The organism is Bradyrhizobium neotropicale (genome assembly GCF_001641695.1).
Taxonomy (GTDB): Bacteria; Pseudomonadota; Alphaproteobacteria; order Rhizobiales; family Xanthobacteraceae; genus Bradyrhizobium; species Bradyrhizobium neotropicale.
This window is the reverse complement of the sequence record NZ_LSEF01000029.1, coordinates 1-18,454: the sequence shown is the minus strand read 5'-3', so window position 1 is coordinate 18,454 and position 18,454 is coordinate 1. Positions and strand designations below refer to the sequence as shown.

The window sequence follows — 18,454 nt, the reverse complement described above, 5'->3', positions numbered from 1 at the left end:
CCTTCCCGGTCTAGCCTTGGTTTTGGTGAGCCGCCGAATAGCACCATTTGACCGGCTTGTCCCCTCTCCTAAAGGCGCCTCCCATGCATATCCGGCGGTCCTCGCTCCGCCTTCCCATCCCCTACTCCGCGGCAACCACTTTTGCCGCGGGAACGCGCCCCTCGGCTTCCTCGAACGGGCGCTCCGGATGCATCAGGAAGGCGGAGACGCCGCCGAGCATGAGGAGGCCCATCGACATCAGGAACGGCAGGTACCAATTGCCGGTGGCGTCGATGACGAACCCCGCCACCAGCGGCGAGACGATGGCGGCAAAGGCCGAGCCGGTGTTCATGATTCCCGACGCGGTGCCGGAATATTTCGGGGCAATGTCCATCGGAATCGACCACATCGGGCCGATCACCAGTTCTGCGCAGAAGAAGCCCGCAGACAGGCACAACGCGACCACGGTGATGTCGTGGACGAACAGGATCGGAAAAAGCGACAACAGCGCCCCCGCAAATCCCACAACCGTCACGCTCAGCCGCGCCAGGCGGACATTGCCGGTGCGATCGAGAATTTTGTCCGACAGCACGCCGCCGACGCTGTCGCCGACCACGCCCGCGAAGAACACGCCCGAGGCGAACAGGGCGGAGTTCTTGATGTCGAGGCTGTAGTTGTTCTTGAAGAACAGCGGCAGCCAGTTGAGGTACAGCCACAGGCACCAGCCGTAGCAGAAATAGGTCAGCGTCACCGGCCACATCCGGCCGAGCAACGGGCCCCAGGGCACGCGCGGCCGCNGGTGGGACGCGGCGGGAGCGCGGCGAGCTCCGCTTGCGTGATCGAGGCATGGTCCTTCGGCTCGTTGCGGAAGTACCAGACCCAGATGATGCCCCAGATCAGACTGACGAAGCCGAGCACGACGAACGCTCCGCGCCAGGTCAGCCACAGGATCAGGAGCGCGACCACCGGCGGCGTCACGGCATTGCCGAGCCGGGCGAAGGAATGGGTCAGCCCTTGCGCGAAGCCGCGGCGGTTCGCCGGCGTCCAGTATTGCATCGCGCGCGTTGCGGTCGGAAAGGTCGCGCCCTCGCCGAAGCCGAGCGCGAACCGCGCAACGAACAGCGCGGCGAGACCATTCACGAAGCCGGTCATGATGGTCGCGACCGCCCAGATCATGCCGCACCAGAACAGCGTCTTGCGCGGTCCGAAATGATCGCCGACCCAGCCGCCGATCACCTGGAACAGCAGATACGGATAGGCGAAGGCGGAGAAGACGAGGCCAAGCTGGGTGTTCGAAAGACCAAGCTCCTTCTGGATCTCACTGGCCGCGGTGCCGATATTGACCCGGTCGATATAGGTGATGAAGTACATCGCACAGAGCATGGCCAGCACGACATGCGTGGCCTTGAGCCGAACTCCCATCGCTTCCCCCGTATCGCTGTTGTCTGATTGCCGGTTGCGCGCTGCGTCTTAAGTGCCGACCACCGTCAGATGCGGCGGCGAATTGCTCTGCGTGCGCTGCTCCAAGAGCTTCATCGCGACCTCGACGCCGCCGGCGCGATGCGGCACGCCGGCAACCGACAGCCCCATCTCCACGCCGGTGAGCGCGCCGAGCAGCGTCAGCGCGTTGCATTCGCCGAGGTGACCGATGCGGAAGACCTTGCCGGCGACCTTGGACAGGCCCGAGCCGAGCGACATGTTGTAATTGTCGAGCACAACTTTCCGGAATTGATCGGCATCATGACCAGGCGGCATCAGTACTGCCGTCAGCACCGGCGAGAATTCGGCCGGCTCCTGGCAGAGCACCTCGAGGCCCCAGTGATTGACGGCGGCGCGGGTCGCCGCGGCGAGCCGCTGATGTCGCGCGAAAACGTTGTCGAGGCCCTCTTCGAGCAGCATCGCAATCGCCTCGCGCAGGCCGTAGAGCAGGTTCGTCGCCGGCGTATAGGGGAAGAAGCCCTTTGCATTGGGCTTGAGCATCTCCTCCCAGTCGAAATAGGAGCGCGGCATCCTGTTGGTCTTCGACGCGCTGCGGGCCTTCTCCGAAATCGCGTTGAAGCCGAGCCCGGGCGGCAGCATGAAGCCTTTCTGCGAGCAGCTGACGCTGACGTCGACCTTCCACTCCTCGTGCCGGTAGTCGACCGAGCCGAGCGAGGAGATGGTGTCGACCATCAGCAACGCTGGATGGCCAGTGCGGTCGATCGCGGCGCGGATGTCGGCGATCCGACTGGTCGCGCCGGTCGAGGTCTCGTTGTGCACGACCATCACTGCTTTGATGGTCCGCGCGGTGTCCTCGGTGAGCCTAGCTTCGATCTGGGCAGGATCGGCGCCCCGGCGCCAGTCGCCGGGGATGAAGTCGACCTCGATCCCGAAGCGTCCGGCCATCTGGCGCCACAGCGTGGCGAAATGGCCGGTCTCGACCATCAGCACCTTGTCGCCCGGCGACAGCGTGTTGACGATCGCGGCCTCCCAGGCGCCGGTCCCCGACGAGGGGAAGATCACCACCGGGCCTGACGTCTGGAAAATCTTCTGACTGCCCTCGAGCACAGCCCGGCCGAGCTCGCCGAACTCGGCGCTGCGGTGATCGATCACCGGCATGTCCATGGCGCGCAGAACACGGTCCGGCACCGGGCTCGGGCCCGGAATCTGAAGGAAATGGCGTCCCTGATGCATGAAAACCTCCTAGCGACGGACTCTGGAACTGGCTTGCCAACTATTTTGCATTCATTTTTTGTCATTTCAATAGAATTTTGGTATTCGATTGTGAGCATCGACGCGACCAACCAGGCAAACTACTGTGCGGCATATGAAATCCACGATTCCCGACGACGGGGTCCCGATCGGCCAAACCGCCGGTAATGGCAGCGACCGCCCGGAAGCCTCGCTTCATGGCGAGATCCTGCTGCGGCTGCGCGACTACGTGGTCGAGGGCAACATCCCCGAGGGGGCGCGCGTTCCTGAGCGCCAGCTCTGCGAGATGCTCGGAATCTCCCGCACTCCGTTGCGCGAAGCGCTCAAGGTGCTCGCCGCCGAGGGCCTGATCGAGTTATTGCCCAATCGCGGCGCGCGGGTGCGCCAGCTCAGCCAGCGCGATCTCGCGGAGCTATTCGACGTGATGGCCGGCCTCGAAAGCCTGGCCGGCCGGCTCGCCTGCGAAGCCATTACCGACGACGAAATCGCCGATATCGAGCGGCTGCACTACGAGATGTACGGCCATTACCTGCATCGCGACATGCACGGCTATTTCCTGGCCAACCAGCGCATCCACGAGGCGATCGTCGATGCAGCGCGCAACGAGACCCTGAAGACCGCCTACACCAACTTCGCAGGACGGATCCGCCGCGTCCGCTACTCCGCGAATTTCGCCCGCAAGCGGCAGCGTTGGGGCGAGGCCATGCGCGAGCATGAAGCCATCCTCGATGCGCTGCGCCGCCGCGCCGCAAGCGAGTTGAGCGACATCCTGTTCCAGCACTTGCGCAACAAGCGGACGGCCGCAATCGAACACCTGACCGAAGCCCCCGAAGGCGCACCGGCGTCACCTGAGGGGTGACCCGGCTTGCTCATTTTGCATTCACAATATAATCGGTCGAGAATAAGAATGAATAACCCAATGAGGCCACGGAGGCCCGTTGGATCAGTCCGGGATCAGGGATGACAAACGCCTCCTCGCTCGAACGGCGCCTTCGGTCGGAAGTGACCGGCGACGTCCTGTTCGACACCTTCAACCGCGGCCGCTACGCGACCGATGCCTCGTTCTACCAGATCATGCCGGCTGGCGTGGTGGTGCCCAAGACCATGGACGAGGCGCTGCGGGCACTCGCGATCGCCCGGGACGACGGACGGAAGGTCACCCCACGCGGCGGCGGCACCTCGCAATGCGGCCAGACCGTCAACGACGGCCTCATCGTCGATCTCTCCAAGCACCTGAACCGGATCCTGTCGCTCGACGTCGAGAATCGCACCTGCGTGGTCGAGCCCGGCATCGTGCTCGACGACCTCAATCGCCAGCTCAAGAAGCACGGCCTTTGGTTTCCGGTCGACGTCTCCACGGCCTCGCGCGCCACCATCGGCGGCATGGCCGGCAATAATTCCTGCGGCGGCCGTAGCTTGCGCTACGGCACCATGCGCGACAACACGCTGTCGATGGAGGCTGCGCTTGCCGACGGCACGCTGGCGCGGTTCGGCGAGGTGTCGCGCGATCTCTCCGACGTTCCCGCGAGCGAGGCCACACTTGCGCTGTTCCGCGACATGCTCGACCTCGGCGCGCGCGAGGCCGGTGAGATCGCCGCGCGCTTCCCAAAGGTGCAGCGCCGCGTCGGCGGCTACAATCTCGATGCACTGGCGCCGCGCAACGCGCCCAACAACATGGCGCATCTGCTGGTCGGGTCCGAAGGCACCCTCGCCTTCACCACCAAGGTCGAGCTGAAGCTCTGGCCCGTCATCCGCAACAAGGTGGTCGGCGTCTGCCATTTCGGCAGTTTCTACGAGGCGATGGACGCGGCCCAGCATCTGGTCAAGCTCAAGCCGATCGCGGTCGAGCTCGTCGACCGCACCATGATCGCGCTCGGCCGCGACATCGCGATGTTCAGACCCATCATCAGCGCCGCCATCAAGGGCGATCCGGATGCCGTGCTGGTGGTGGAGTTCGCCGAAGACGACCAGGCCGAAAATCTCGCGCGCCTCAAGCAGCTCACCGAGCTGATGGCCGATCTCGGCTTTGGCTGGAACAACGACAAGCGCAAATGGGGCGGTGTGGTCGAGATTACCGAGCCCGCCCTTCAGAGCGGCATCGCCGATTTCCGCGCTGCCGGCCTCAACGTCATGATGTCGATGAAGCAGGAGGGCAAGCCGGTCTCCTTCGTCGAGGACTGCGCGGTGCCGCTGCCGCATCTCGCCGACTACACCGCGCGGCTCAACGATGTCTTTGCCAAGCACGGCACCAGCGGCACGATGTACGCGCACGCCTCCGAAGGCTGCCTGCATGTGCGCCCGGTGCTGAACCTGAAGCTGGAGAAGGACGTCAAGGCGATGCGCGCCATCGCCGAAGAGGCCTTTGCGCTGGTCCGCGAGTACAAGGGCTCGCATTCCGGCGAGCATGGCGACGGCCTCGTGCGCTCCGAGTTTCACGAGACGATGTTCGGCGAGCGCCTCGTCGCTGACTTCAGGGAAGTGAAGAAGCGCTTCGATCCCGACAACGTCCTCAACCCTGGCAAGATCGTCGATGCCCCCAAGATGGACGATCGCTCGCTGTTCCGCTTCCGGCCGGACTATCGCGTCGATGAGCTGAAGACGAAGCTCGACTGGTCCGCCTGGCCAGGCGCCGGCGGCGGGTTTCAGGGCGCGATCGAGATGTGCAACAACAACGGCGCCTGCCGCAAGCTCGAGGGCGGCGTGATGTGCCCGTCCTACCGCGCGACGCGCAACGAGAAGGACGTCACCCGCGGCCGCGCCAATACATTGCGGCTCGCGATCTCTGGCCAGCTCGGTCCCGGCGCGTTGGCCTCCGACGAGATGATGGAGACGCTGAAACTCTGCGTCTCCTGCAAGGCCTGCCGCCATGAATGCCCGACCGGCGTCGACATGGCCAAGATGAAGATCGAGGTGCTTGCCGCGCGTGCGGCCTCGCACGGCCTGACGCTGCGCGATCGTCTGGTCGGCTATTTGCCGCGCTATGCGAGCCTCGCCTCAGCCCTTGCGCCGCTGGCGAACCTGCGCAACCGCAGCCCGCTGCTGCGAAAGCTGTTCGAGCGCTTTGGCGGCATCAGCGCGCGCCGGGCGCTGCCTGCCTTCCGCCGTGACGTCTTCGTGCCACCTGCGGCCAGCGTCGGCCCGAAGGCTGGCCACGAAGTCGTGCTGTTCATCGACACCTTCAACCGCATCTATGAGCGAGAAAATCTCGACGCCGCGCTGCGTGTTCTCACGGCTGGCGGCTATCGCGTGCACCTGCCGCAGCCCTCGGGCGGCGGCCNCCCGCCATGCTGCGGTCGCACGTTCCTCTCGGCAGGCCTCGTCGACGAAGCCAAAGCCGAGCTCGATCGCCTCATTGCAGCCTTCGCGCCCTTTACCGCGCGCGGCGTGCCGATCGTCGGCCTCGAGCCGAGCTGCCTGTTGACGCTGCGCGACGAGCTCGCTTCGCTGCGCAAGGACAATGATGCGAAGATCGTCGGCGCGCACGCGCTCACCTTCGAAGAGTTTCTGGTGCGCGAGGCGGAGGCCGGACGGCTGCAACTGCCGCTCGGTAAAGTCGCCGACACGGTTATGGTGCATGGCCATTGCCACCAAAAATCCTTCGGCGCCTTCAAACCGGTCGAGCAGGTGCTGCGCCTGATCCCCGGCCTGAAGGTCGAGACCATCGAGTCGAGCTGCTGCGGCATGGCCGGCGCCTTCGGCTATGGTGCGGACACCTACGATGCCTCGATCGAGATGGCCGAGCTGTCGCTGTTGCCGGCCGTGCGGCGCGCAGGTAAGGCGACGCTGGTGGTTGCCGACGGCACCTCCTGCCGGCATCAGATCCACGACGGCGCACAGCGCGAAGCCCTTCACGTCGCGCGCGTGCTGGCGATGAGCCTTGATCGCGCTACAACCCAATCCACGACCTCACCCGTTGCAAAGGAAAACAACCATGGCTGAACTGACCCTCGACGTCGCCCGCAAGATCCTCGACGCCGCCTTCGCGAAGGCCACCGAGCTGAAACTGAAGCCGCTCGTCGTCACGATCCTGGATGCACGCGGCGTCCTCAAGCTCGCCGCGGCCCAGGACGGCACCAGCCTGATGCGCGCGGAGATCGCGCACGGCAAGGCCTATGGCGCGCTCGCCATGGGCCTTGGATCGCGCGCGCTGTACCAGCGGGCGCAGGAGCAGGCCTATTTCATCGACGCCGTGAACACGCTTGCCAAGGGCGCGCTGGTGCCGGTCCCCGGTGGCGTCCTGATCCTGGACGGCACGACGCTGCTCGGCGCCGTCGGCGTATCCGGCGACACCTCCGACAACGACGAAGCCTGCGCCATGGCCGGCATTCAGGCCGCGGGGCTGAAGGCGAATGCGGGATAGCGCTCGCACAGGACGAAAGCGAAAGACAACAGTAGGTCGCTACAACGCTTCAATCGTCGTTGCGTCCTCGCAACGACTGAACATCTTTTTCAAGCTATCGATCCGTCTTGATTTGAGAGGCACTTCCAATCTTCGAAACTCTCTGGACGAAGTTTCTACAGTGAGGCCCTGGTTTGCGCCAGAAGAGCCGCGTTACAAGCTCTCCCATTATCGGACTGCGCCGCTCCAACGTCATGGTGTCCGTCGGCGGAACAGTCCTCGAGTTTGCTTGCCCGCGCACTGCGAGCTACTCCCGACAACGTTTGAGGCCAACAGCCGTCATAAGGTCCGCGTCGACGCTAATAACTAGCTAGCTAAGTTTTCTTCTTTTGCTAACACAGAACTGCCTCGATGAAACAAGCTGACGCTGCCCCTCTTCTCCCTTGCGCTTTCTTCCGTTGGCCCGCCATTTCCGGACGAAAACGGGCCGCTCTTTTTCGGTGAGAGGGGGCGCGATCGGGTCCGCCATCGGCGCCTGGGACAGCTTGCGCGGTACTTAGGTTCTTAAGAATCTAGATTGCAGGAGCAATTTTGGAGTATAGGGAACCGCATGAGTAAGAAACTATCATCTTCCGGCACGGAGCCCGTCTCGAGCTTGGCCGACTTTGACAACAGTATCGGCTATTTGATTGTCGATACCGCCCGTTTCGTGCGGCGCTCATTGCATATCAGGATCGGACAACACGGCCTGCGAGGCGCCTACTGGCAGTTCCTGCACTCGCTCTGGCAGGGCGACGGCATCACCCAGCGCGAGCTCAGCGAGCGGCTCGGGTTGATGGAGCCGTCTGTCCTAGAGATGCTCCGGTTGATGGAACGTGAGGGTTTGGTTCGGCGCGAGCGGGATGAGGTCGATCGACGCAAAATCCGGGTTTATCTCACCGATAGCGCCAAAAGGCTCAAAACAAGGCTGATGAAGGTCGCGGAAGCCAATGGCGAAATGATGACTCGACATATCCCTTCGGCTGACGAGGCCAAGTTGAGGCAAATGCTGAGGACCATCCGTCAGACGCTGGCCGATGATGTGGAGGCGCTTGTGGCCGGCCAACAATCAGCCAAGGCCCTGGCGCTGACCAACGTCCAGAAGTTTGAGACCGAAGTCCCCAAAGCTAAAAGGCGGAACGCGCGCCACCGCGACACGACTCGCAAGAAAGACGCGTCAAGGACCATCTGATGGCTGACCTGGTTTCTCGCATCAGATGTTCCCAGCGGTAGTATCCCATGACGCGCATTCCTCCGGCCGGACCTATTGCGCTGGCGCAATCTTGAGCGCGCGTGCTCCGGTGGTGACGTACCTAGCGACTGCGATGCATATGACGTAGATCCCCGCAGACAACAGACCGACCGCCTGGACATTGCCATGGCCGACAACAGCCGCGGCGGCGAAAGGACCGACGCCCGCGCCGACGAAAATCGCGGTATTGGCCAATCCAGTCAGCCGACCCGACGGATCAAGATCCGTGCTCAGCACGAACATATAAGTCACGCCGAAGAACCGGACCGTCATCAGCAACGCGACGCCGCTGGCATACACTAGCCCGCTCTGCCCGTAGACGATCAGGAGAGAGGCAAGGATCGCCCCCGTGAAGGCAATCAGTTGCGCCATCCATTGATTGAGCCGCCTGCCAACGACGCCTGCGATCGCGGCCCCCAACATGCCAAGCAAAGTACTGCCGCCCAGAATCGCCCCGATATAATCGTGTGACAAGCCGAGTGCGTCGCCGATCCGCTCCTGATATATCCACAGCGCTGTATGACCCGCGAATAGCAGCGCGAACAACAGCAGCAGTGGGATAGCGTGCTTGCCAAACTCGGCGGGATTGGCGGCGGCTGCAGCCAGCGGCAGATCCGGGATGTCGGCCGCACCGCGTGGAATAACCCGAAGCAACGGCAACACCATCAACGCCATCACGGCGAACAATCCGAATATCATCGCTACCCCGCCGGCAGCGGCCATCGTGGGCGCAAGCCCGATAGTGAGGCCGCCTCCCACCATCAACGCGATGTTGATCATGGCAAACGTGCGATTCTTGTTGGTGCGAAGCGCGGCGGTCGCATACACCACGGCTTGAATCATGCCTCCGGCCAAGCCGGCGGCGAAGCGGGCAACGGCCAGCCAGATGAACGCGGTGATCCAAGCACATGCAATGCTTGCGGTAAGCAGTAGCAAAACGGCAGCGACGCAGAGAAGCCGTCGGTCCAACCGGCTCATTGAAAGCGCTGCGACGCAGCAGCCAATAGCAGTGGCTACGAGCTCGGTGCCGAACAAGATTCCGATATGGGGCAAGGAAATGCCGAGATGATCAACCAAGGCGCCGCCGATCACGGGCTGCAGCTGCAAAGTGCCGAGGCTGCACAGCATCAGCCAGGATAGGACGCCAAGTGTGGTAACGCTGTCGACCGGGCTTTCTTTCGCCACGTCTTCCTCCTGCTTCATCGGGTTGATCGGCGTAATATCGACCAGCTCCAACATCCCCCAAGGCTTGTCTTAAGCTGTTGTCGGTCCTCAGCGGACATGACGCTGCATTGGGAGCCCGCCCATGCATCCCTCCTTAGCGCACTGCATCCGCAGGCGCAGAGCCTATCCCTTGGCTAAGAGTTACTTAGGCGCCCTCATGCGCCTTTCCGCGCAGCGAGGAACGCGCGCTACACGAACTCCACTGAGACGTCGCCCAGACCATGGTTAAATCGCGCCACGACTTTGTCGCCCGCCTTGACGGGCGCGGCGCGCACGAACGAGCCTGACAAAATGAGCTGCCCCGGTTCAAAACTGACACCAAAGGTGCTGAGTTTGTTGGCAAGCCACGCAACCGAGGTAACTGGACTTCCCAATACAGCTGACGACATGCCTTTCTCGATGACATCACCGTTGCAAACGAGCTCTCCGATGATATCGCGGACATCGATCTGGTCCAGCCGGCGCGGATTGCTGCCGACAATAACGCCGCCGACGGCCGCGAGGTCTGCAACCGTATCGATAAAACTCATCCCCTGGCGGCGATTGATGCGAAAATCGACGAGCTCGATCGCCGGCAGGACGAAGTCGGTGGCACGAATAACGTCGACCGCAGTCACGTTCGGCCCCTTGAGATGTTCCTTCATCACGAAAGCGATCTCGATTTCGACCATCGGATCGAAGCAATCGGAGGTACGAATTTCCGAGGCTTCCGCGATATGCATGTAGTCCAGCATCGCGCTGAAATCCGGTTCGGCTGTTCCCGCCAGCTGCTGCATGGCTTTCGATGTTAACCCCACTTTGTAGCCGGTCAACTTCGCGCCAGACGTTCGCTTCTGGTCAACAAACAGTTGCTGAATCGCGTAGGCGTCTTCGATGCCAATTTCCGGGTAACTTTGCGTCAGCGCGGGAATCTGCTGCCGCGTCCTGTAGACATTGGCGATGTCCTTGAAAATCGATTGACGCGTTTCATTGCTAAGCATGATGGTTGTCCCTCGATGCAGCGGCCGCGCCCACTCTCGATTTGACGGAATTAAGATCGTCCGCCATAGATCGGCTTAGTGCCTGAATGTCCGTCGTGACGGAAATCATATCGAAGCCTTGTGCTACGCGCCGCGGCGCGTCCATGTGATTTGACAGTATTCCCGCCTTGAGATTGTTTTCGCGGCAGCTACGCAACACCGAGGCAATGGCATCGTCGAACACCGAGACACCATCATTGTCGCCGGGCGGCAGACCAAGGCTCAACGACAGATCGAACGGCCCCAGAAATAAGGCATCAATACCAGGAACGGCAGCGATCTGATCGACGTCGCGAAGTGCTATCGCGGTTTCGATCATGACGATCACCGCAACTTCGTCGTCGGTCCGCCTCAGGTAATCGGCTCCGTCGCGCAGGCCGATGCCGACAGGACCGAAGCTCCGGCTGCCATGCGGCGCATAGCGCGCGGCAGCGACAAGCGCCCGCGCATCATCGGCCGAATTGACCATCGGTACAATCACGCTCATCGCCCCAGCGTCGAGCACTTTTCCGATGATACCAGGTTCATTCCAAGGCACTCGAACGACAGGCGCCGCCTCTCCAAGTTCGAGCACCTGGATAAGCTGCGCTACGTCACGGTAGTCGATCATCCCATGTTGGGCGTCGATGCACACAAAATCGAATTCCTGGGAGGCGACAACTTCAGCCGCAAACCTGTCGGGTAGCATACACCAGGCTCCGAGAACCGGATTGACGCGACTCCAGCGCGAGCGAAGTGATCGAAGCTGTGGAGACTTCTTCATAGCGAGCCAATCTCCCTACTACCCTCGTCGCGGAACGAAGTTGCCACCGAGCGCAATCATGCGCACGGAATCAGTGTCTGTCGGCTGATGGCCGATCTTATGCGGCGCCGCGGGGTTCTCAGCGACCACGTTACTCAGTCGCCCGACTCCCGACACGTCGACTTCAACCACATCGCCAATGTTCATTGGCCGTGAGTTGGCGGGCGTTCCTGTCAATAGGATGTCACCCGGCAAAAAAGTCATGTAACGGCTGAGGTCGGCCACCATGAAGCCCACAGAGAAAACAAACTCCTCAACTGCACCTTCCTGAACCATTTTGCCGTTGATGAAGGTCCGCAGAACCTGCTTGCGAATATCAACACCCGACACCATTCCGGGACCGATTGGACAAAATCCGTCCTGGCCTTTGACCCGAAGCATTGAACCGCGATCGATATCCCGGAAATCCTGCAAGCCAACATCATTGGCGGGCGCGAAGCCGTCGATAACTTCCCAGATATCGTCCGGTGCAAGGCCTTTGGCGACTCTGCCAAACTGAATCGCGATCTCACCCTCATAGTTCAGATATCGGCAGTCATCTGGACGATAGAGCTTGCCGCGGTGGCTGTTCAGCGCAGTCGTCGGCTTCTCGAAGTAGCTTGGATTGGTCGCGACCTCTTTGAATTCGGCAAAGCGAGATTTCGAGTTGACGTGCACACAGATAATTTTGCTCGGGTTACATGGCGGCAGGTAGCTCGCATCTGCCTCGCGAACGCGCCGTCCGTCGGGAAACAGCAGTTCGTCGCCATCAGGGCGAACCCACTGCGCGAGACCTTCATGCAGCACCTTCCGCACCTCGCGGCGTGGACCATCCAAAACTGACATTATTGTGTCCCCGCAACTTCGAACCAGACGTGAATGTTGCCGGTTCCTACCTGATTTTCGTACCGTGACATCGGTCGGCCTGCACCTTTGAAGTCCGCGCCGCCCAGTGCGCCAAGCATGATCAGATAGTGTCCAAACCACGCCTCGGGAAAGAACCGCATATAGTCGGGGTAACGCTCGAGTACGTCCGCGTGGCGCCCCTCTTTCCACAACTCGAGCACCCGCATGTCATATTCATAAGCCTCCTTCGACGAGATCCCGTGCGGCTTATAAGATAGACTGAGCGGCGACACGATCTTGTCGAAGGGATGGAAACGATGGCTCATGGCACCCGAGCCAAGAACCGCGACGCGGCAATCGACGAGATCGATCGCCTCGCGAATGGTTGCGCCAAACTCCATGAAGTTGTGCGGCTTCGCCGTCTGGCACACACTCGTCACCAAGACTCTTTCGTCGCGCCGCAAGTGCTTGACCACGTTAATCGTCGAATAGTGATGCGGCAAATGCTCGTCGGTTACATTCACGATCTGCGGCCGATTGCCGACTGAATGAAAGTTGCCGCGCCGGGCGCCGACCTGCTCACACGCAGCACCAAGCTCGGCAGCTCCTGGATAGTCAAACCCCACCCCTTTGATGACGGTCGGCAATTCTTCGGAAGTTAGAACGCCGCGATGGTGAGCAGCGCCCGCCACCACATGCTCGCTGGTGGTGAACCAATGACTGTCGACGATAACGAAGACATCGGGCTCCACCTCATCGAGTCGTGCGCGGATGCGTTCAAATCCCTCGATGAGATCCGTGTCTTCTCCATCCGGCGATATCCGCCAATTCACCGGTAATGCCAACGGCGGCACATGTGAAACCAAAGCAGCGGCAACGATCTCACCCATCGATAGTCCTCTCTTGCTTCCCCAAACCCACGACTCTGCAGTACCCCAATCGTCAATGCGGTCCCCGCCAAACGCTCGAGGTCCCCTGCAGGAACGATGCGCTATTGATCGAGAGATTCTTGATGTTGCAGAAGAAATCGAAGCTGTGATCGCCGCCCTCGACCCCGACACCGGACATCCGAAACCCACCAAACGGCGCAGCCAGATTTCGAACAAAGAAGGAATTGACCCACACCGTTCCGGCGACTATCGCTTTCCCGACACGCTCGCCCTGCGCCGCGTCACCCGTGAAGATCACGGCTGCAAGCCCGTAGACGGTGTCGTTGGCTAGCGTAACCGCCTCGGCTTCGTCGTCGAAGATCTGCCAGGTCAGCACCGGGCCAAACACCTCATTCTGTACGATTTCAGATTTCTGGCTAACCGGCGCGAGCAATGTCGGCTCGAAATAGAGCTCGCCAGCGGAATGCTGCCGGCCGCCGAACAGGACCTCAGCGCCCTGCGCTCGTGCGCGATCGACAAACCCCTTCACGCGTTCAAACTGCCGCGCAGAGATGAGTGGACCGACCGACGTCCTCTCGTCGCGAGGGTCACCGACTCGCATCGCGCCGACCTTTTCGCGAATCTTCTCCAGGAGCGATTCAGCGATCGAGCGTTCCGCCAAAACCCGCGTCCCGGCCACGCAAACCTGCCCGGCGTTGAAATACTGCCGCGCCGCCGTCGTCGCCGCAGCGTCGAGATCCGCGGAAGCAAATACGACAAAGGGCGACTTGCCGCCCAATTCAAGGCTAACCGGCACCAGATTGGTCGCGGCGGCGGTGGCGACTTTGCGCCCCGTCTGCGGTGATCCAGTGAAGCTGATACGCGAAATACCCGGATGATCGGCAAGCGCCTGGCCGGTGACGGAACCGTCGCCGTGGACCACATTGAATACGCCCGGAGGCACTCCCGCTTCCTCCGCTAGATTCGCCAGCAGACTGCACGACAATGGTGCAAGCTCCGGCGGCTTCAGCACAACTGTATTGCCGGCCGCAAGCGCGGGACCAAGTTTCCAAGTGCTCAGCATCAATGGACCGTTCCAAGGCGTGATCAAAGCAGCAACGCCTGCCGGCTCATAGGCAACTATGTCGGTATTCGTACTACCCGGCACCATTTCGCCACCGATATGCTCGGCTCGCCCTGCGAAGAACTCAATATTCTGAGCGCTTCGTTCGATTATATGGGCAGCGATGGCGTGACGCAGTCCACCGTTGTCGACGGATTCAACGATCGACAGCGCAGCATTGTTTTCGCGAATACGTTGCGCGAAGCGGCGCAGCACCACTCCTCGCGCCACCGCGCCCGCTTCGGCCCACGCACGGAACGCAGCGCGGGCCGCCCCCACGGCGCGATCGACCAGATCCCCATCGCCTGCCGCGCATGCCCCAAGGATCGAATTGTCGATCGGCGTCCGCACCTCGAAGCCAGCCGACCCACTAACCCGCTTGGCGTTGATGTAGTGGTCGGTGGGCACGCTTACGGTTTCGATCTTCATCCCATCCCTCCAATCCTACTCTGTTGCGGACGCTCGAGGCCACACATCACGGACATTCGACCTCAACCATTTACTTCGGCACCTAAGTATTAGCTTGACCAAGCCGCCTTGTCAAACGCTCTTCGGGCCTCGGGCATCTCTCAACATTCTTCCGGGCCATTGGAACCGTCGAGATCGGCAGATCTCTCACCTCAGACAGAAGTAAACAAGCAGCAGTATCAACACCCAAAGCGCAAGGCTAATTGGAAGACCAATGAGCAGTCCCCGAAAGAACTTCATGACATAACATCAGCTGGGCTTCGAACCAGGCTGCACCTCCTCCGAGCCTCGACAGGCTAGGAGCAGCGCGACCAGATCATGACGATCCTGTTCACTAATCATTAGGCGCCTAAGTTTATAAATGATCACTCTCGAAGAGCAACCCGGTACCGCGTCCTAGTGCTCGCAAGTCGGCGCGGCGAGTACCCTTGAGATCTCAAATGGAGCGCGAGTGAGGGGAACACGAGTCGAGTGGCTTGGCTTGGCCGGCTCCTTTGACGCCGGTCATCTCGACCGCCACTGCTTGAAACGCCTCCCTGCCCGGAGTGGCTGCAATTCAGCGTCCTGCACGAACGTGCACACAAGGCACCAAAATGTCCCATCAAGCCAAAAGCGAGCGAAAGCTCGATGCCACACGTACAGCAGCTATCGATCTGCAACACCTTAGATTCGCGGTGACCGCCGCCGATAGTGGAAGCCTCCGACGTGCAGCCGACCTACTTTGTGTTAGGCACTCCGTGCTGAGCCGTTCCATCAGCCAACTGGAACGTCACATAGGGGCGTCGCTGTTCGAGCGCTCAACTGCAGGGGTGAAAGCAACGCTCGCAGGAAAGAGCGTGCTGCGAATTGCAAGAACCATCCTCGATCAGGTCGACACGCTTGTCGCAACCGGTGCGGCGAACGGTCGGGGGGAAGCCGGCCATATCTCAGTCGGCTTCTGCACATCGATTTCCGCGGGAAATTTGCGAGCAACGTTACTTGAATTCAAGAAGCGATGCCCGCAGGTCGAGCTCACGGCGGTTCAGGGTCAGCGGGCCCATCTGATGAATGAGCTCAGGAGCGGTGCACTCGATGTACTGGTTGTCACTGGCGAAGCGCGATCATCAGGCAACAGAAGCGTCCGGCTCTGGAGCGAGCGGATTCTTGTATCTCTGCCCGAGTATCACCCTTTGGCAACCCGCGATGTGATCTACTGGACCGATCTGCGTAATGAAACTCTTCTATTGAGCCATCACGACCCTGGCCGAGAGCTCGAGAACCTCATCTTCTCCAAGCTCCTTACTCCGGATGATCGACCCAAGATCGACCGGCACAATGCGAACCAAGGTATCATAAAGAGCCTGATCAGCATGGGACTTGGAATCAGTCTTGGTATGGAATCGGACCTGGGAGCAAGCTTCGCTGGCCTTGTTTATCGGGAGTTGCGCGACGGAACGGGCACGAGCCGAATAGACTTCTCAGCACATTGGCGGATGGACAACGAAAACCCCGCCTTGGATCGATTTCTAAAGCTCCTGGGTGAACGCTACCCTTTGCCGGCCTCAGGCGAATGAACTGCGCGCCTGAGCTTGGCAAATCCCCGATCCGTGGCCATGAAGCGTGCCAACATCGGCGCGATTAGCTTGGCCGGGTCGATGCGCTGCCCATTGTCGCGTGCCAGGACCTCCGCATAGGCGACGAGATCCCGATGCACTGATGCTGGGAGCTCCGTGGTGACCTTGACCGGCTTGTCGTCAGGCAGCGATCCTATTCTCAGCTTGGGCATCCCCTATCCTCCGTAAGGCGCAAGTATGAGATCGCGATTGACGACAACGCGAACCGGGAAACCAGGTCGCACGGTCAGCGTGGGCTGGATGTTGAGACTGCGCCGGACTACCTGCTGTCCGGCCTGGTTCAGTGAGTCGGAGGCGCCGTGCCGCAATGCTTGGATGATTGCGCTGTCGTTGCTGTTGGTGTCCGAGCCGGCACCTAGTTCGGCGCCGACAGCCAGAAACGTCGAAAGGGCCGCAGCCTTGAATAGCTCACCCCAGTGATTGTCGACCTGGTCTTCGAGGCCTGCGTACCCGCCGGCGTCAGCGCCAGGCTGCCGCTCGAGAACGATGGAACGTCCGTTCGGCATGATCAGCCGGGTCCAAACCAGCAGGACGCGAGACTGGCCGAAAGTGACCTGGCTATCGTAGATGCCGATCAGACGCGCTCCCTGGGGCACAAGCAAAAAGCGGCCGGTCGGTGTGTCAAAAACATTCTCGGTCACCTGCGCCGTGATCTGGCCTGGCAGGTCCGATCGGATTCCGGTGATCAGGGCTCCCGGAATGACCGTCCCAGCCTGTAAGATATATGGTGAAACCGACCTAGTGGTTCATCACAGTGGTTTTGACTCTTTGGCGGCAACTGGATAGGCGCGACCGAGTTTGGCGCGGGCTTTGTCGGTTGTGAACATCCATTTGATGCGGTCTCGCGCCTTGTTTCGCTGCCGTTGCCATGCTGCGATTTCTTTTCGAAGCCTTTTGGGATCGTCGATGCGACGGCCGAGACACTGGCGCTGCAGCACGCTGATCTCGCACTCGACCATATTGAGCCAGCTGGCGTGTTTCGGGGTGTAGTGGAACTCGAGGCGGCGCAGGATGCGACGGGCCTCGGCAGGCGCAAATGCCTGATATAGCGCGCCGGCCGTATGAATCGACAGATTGTCCTGCACCACACGGATGCAGGCGGCATTGGGATAGTGGACGTCGACGAGTTCGCGCATGCAGTGCGCGTAGTCGACCGCGGCGCGGTGGTCTGTAACCTTGACATTGCGCCAGCCGCGATGCGGATCGAAGGTGACGAAGAGATTGACGGTACCGTTGCGGCGATATTCGTAATCGTAGCGCTCGCGCTGTCCCGGTTGGGCAGGGATCGGCTGGCGTACCTCGCCGATCAGCTGGACTGGGGTCTCGTCGAAGCAAACCAGGGGCCGCTCGGGATCCGGCGCCTCGGCGTAGAGATCGAGCACATCCTCCATCCGGGCGACGTATTCGCCGTCGACATGAGGAATGCACCACATATCCCGGCGCCACGGCTTGAGGTCGTTGTCGGCCAGCCGGCGGCGCACGGTCTCGCCCGACAGGCTGGCGTGATCGGTGAGCTTGACCATCGCGTCGGCCAGCAATGTCAGCGTCCAGCGTTTGCGGCCGGCGGGCGGCTTGGCGCATGCCGTCGCCACCAGCAGGGCCTCTTCCTTGCCTGTCAGCTTGCGTTCCGCGCCCGGACGCGGCTCCTCACTCAAGGCCCGCTCCAGATTGCCTTCTACGAAACGGCGTTTGGTCCGGCCGACGGTGGAAAGGCTGACCCGGACGGTTCGGGCAATCTCCGCGTCGCAGCTGCCTGAATCGGCCGCCAGCACAATCTGAGCCCGTTTGAGTTTGCGGGCGGAATGCGTGCCGCCGCCGAGCATTGCCGTCAGTTCGTCCCGCTCGGCTTGGCTCAATTCGACCCGATAACGTACATTCATGCTTCGCCTCCTTGTCGGAGGCCGGGACGAATCCAGCTATGAGTCAAAAATCAGGCGCGCACTTCACCGAGAAGCAGGGACACTATCTCGCTTTCATCCATACCTACTCGTACATGTTCGGACAGCCGCCCGCCGAGGCCGACATCCAGCGGCATTTCCGCGTCAGCCCGCCGTCAGTCCACCAGATGATCCTCACCCTCGAACGCAACGGGTTCATTCGTCGCCAGCCCGGCGTCGCTCGAAGCATCGAGATCCTCTTGCCACCCGAAAAGTTGCCTATCCTCGGATGGCTCGGTATCAAAACGTCAAAATCACTGTGATGAACCACTAG

The 18,454-nt window shown here is 61.3% G+C and carries 16 protein-coding genes and 3 pseudogenes; 7 read left to right on the top strand and 12 right to left on the bottom strand.

Annotation, left to right across the window (positions count from 1 at the left end):
- Positions 1-121 precede the first annotated feature (121 nt).
- The 3 genes and pseudogenes from AXW67_RS43840 to AXW67_RS07380 all read right to left on the bottom strand — a co-directional run.
- Positions 122-776: pseudogene (locus AXW67_RS43840) on the bottom strand (MFS transporter); the annotation flags it as partial.
- Between the two features lies 1 nt (position 777).
- Positions 778-1,401: MFS transporter (locus AXW67_RS43835; RefSeq protein ID WP_283806455.1), on the bottom strand; the 624-nt coding region annotated here is incomplete at its 3' end.
- Between the two features lie 48 nt (positions 1,402-1,449).
- Positions 1,450-2,652: a pyridoxal-phosphate-dependent aminotransferase family protein gene (locus tag AXW67_RS07380; protein ID WP_063677320.1), complete on the bottom strand. Its 1,203-nt coding sequence runs from the start codon at positions 2,650-2,652 to the stop codon at positions 1,450-1,452.
- Between the two features lie 133 nt (positions 2,653-2,785).
- On the opposite strand from AXW67_RS07380, the gene AXW67_RS07375 reads away from it, so the two are divergent.
- The 5 genes and pseudogenes from AXW67_RS07375 (at position 2,786) to AXW67_RS07360 (ending at position 8,240) form a co-directional block, all read left to right on the top strand.
- The gene (locus AXW67_RS07375) at positions 2,786-3,529 is read left to right on the top strand and encodes a GntR family transcriptional regulator (RefSeq protein ID WP_063677319.1); all 744 of its coding nucleotides are present in this window, start codon (positions 2,786-2,788) and stop codon (positions 3,527-3,529) included.
- Between the two features lie 101 nt (positions 3,530-3,630).
- Positions 3,631-5,947 (top strand): annotated as a pseudogene (locus AXW67_RS07370) (FAD-binding and (Fe-S)-binding domain-containing protein); the annotation flags it as partial.
- Position 5,948: 1 nt separating this feature from the next.
- Positions 5,949-6,609: (Fe-S)-binding protein (locus tag AXW67_RS43830; RefSeq protein ID WP_347336745.1), on the top strand; the 661-nt coding region annotated here is incomplete at its 5' end.
- The gene (locus AXW67_RS07365; protein ID WP_063677317.1) at positions 6,602-7,030 is read left to right on the top strand and encodes a GlcG/HbpS family heme-binding protein; all 429 of its coding nucleotides are present in this window, start codon (positions 6,602-6,604) and stop codon (positions 7,028-7,030) included. The genes AXW67_RS43830 and AXW67_RS07365, both read left to right, overlap by 8 nt.
- Before the next feature lie 589 nt (positions 7,031-7,619).
- Positions 7,620-8,240: a MarR family winged helix-turn-helix transcriptional regulator gene (locus AXW67_RS07360; protein ID WP_063677316.1), complete on the top strand. Its 621-nt coding sequence runs from the start codon at positions 7,620-7,622 to the stop codon at positions 8,238-8,240.
- A gap of 72 nt (positions 8,241-8,312) precedes the next feature.
- Here the strand turns inward: AXW67_RS07360 and AXW67_RS07355 are convergent, their stop codons facing one another.
- From AXW67_RS07355 to AXW67_RS07330, 6 genes are all read right to left on the bottom strand, one after another.
- Positions 8,313-9,539, bottom strand: coding sequence for an MFS transporter (locus AXW67_RS07355; RefSeq protein ID WP_082907812.1), 1,227 nt, complete (start codon positions 9,537-9,539; stop codon positions 8,313-8,315).
- Between the two features lie 173 nt (positions 9,540-9,712).
- On the bottom strand, positions 9,713-10,504 hold the full coding sequence (locus AXW67_RS07350; RefSeq protein ID WP_063677315.1) for a 2-keto-4-pentenoate hydratase: 792 nt from the start codon (positions 10,502-10,504) through the stop codon (positions 9,713-9,715).
- On the bottom strand, positions 10,497-11,306 hold the full coding sequence (locus AXW67_RS07345; RefSeq protein WP_063677314.1) for an HpcH/HpaI aldolase family protein: 810 nt from the start codon (positions 11,304-11,306) through the stop codon (positions 10,497-10,499). Before AXW67_RS07345 ends, AXW67_RS07350 begins: the two co-directional genes overlap by 8 nt.
- Positions 11,307-11,324: 18 nt before the next feature.
- Entirely contained in the window at positions 11,325-12,170 is an 846-nt protein-coding gene (locus tag AXW67_RS07340; RefSeq protein WP_063677313.1) for a fumarylacetoacetate hydrolase family protein, read from the bottom strand.
- A complete protein-coding gene (locus AXW67_RS07335; RefSeq protein WP_063677312.1) occupies positions 12,170-13,060 on the bottom strand; it encodes a DODA-type extradiol aromatic ring-opening family dioxygenase in 891 nt (296 codons plus the stop codon). The genes AXW67_RS07340 and AXW67_RS07335 overlap by 1 nt, the downstream gene beginning before the upstream one ends.
- Before the next feature lie 52 nt (positions 13,061-13,112).
- Positions 13,113-14,591 (bottom strand): aldehyde dehydrogenase family protein, encoded by a 1,479-nt coding sequence (locus AXW67_RS07330; RefSeq protein ID WP_063677311.1) that lies wholly within the window; start codon positions 14,589-14,591, stop codon positions 13,113-13,115.
- Between the two features lie 632 nt (positions 14,592-15,223).
- Between AXW67_RS07330 and AXW67_RS07325 the strand changes: the two genes are divergently transcribed.
- Positions 15,224-16,183 (top strand): LysR family transcriptional regulator, encoded by a 960-nt coding sequence (locus AXW67_RS07325; protein ID WP_063677310.1) that lies wholly within the window; start codon positions 15,224-15,226, stop codon positions 16,181-16,183.
- Here AXW67_RS07325 and AXW67_RS07320 read toward each other — a convergent pair.
- The 3 genes and pseudogenes from AXW67_RS07320 to AXW67_RS07310 form a co-directional block, all read right to left on the bottom strand.
- Positions 16,156-16,395 (bottom strand): DUF2274 domain-containing protein, encoded by a 240-nt coding sequence (locus AXW67_RS07320; RefSeq protein WP_063677309.1) that lies wholly within the window; start codon positions 16,393-16,395, stop codon positions 16,156-16,158. The two genes, AXW67_RS07325 and AXW67_RS07320, sit on opposite strands and share 28 nt — an antisense overlap.
- A gap of 3 nt (positions 16,396-16,398) precedes the next feature.
- Positions 16,399-16,986, bottom strand: a pseudogene (locus AXW67_RS07315) (TraB/TrbI/VirB10 family type IV secretion system protein); the annotation flags it as partial.
- Positions 16,987-16,992: 6 nt separating this feature from the next.
- Positions 16,993-18,123 carry an IS630 family transposase gene (locus AXW67_RS07310; protein ID WP_063675747.1) on the bottom strand — a complete coding sequence of 377 codons (1,131 nt, stop codon included), beginning with the start codon at positions 18,121-18,123 and terminating at the stop codon, positions 16,993-16,995.
- Between the two features lie 38 nt (positions 18,124-18,161).
- Here AXW67_RS07310 and AXW67_RS07305 point away from each other — a divergent pair, with 38 nt between their 5' ends.
- Positions 18,162-18,443 (top strand): LexA family protein, encoded by a 282-nt coding sequence (locus AXW67_RS07305; RefSeq protein WP_063675745.1) that lies wholly within the window; start codon positions 18,162-18,164, stop codon positions 18,441-18,443.
- Positions 18,444-18,454 lie beyond the last annotated feature (11 nt).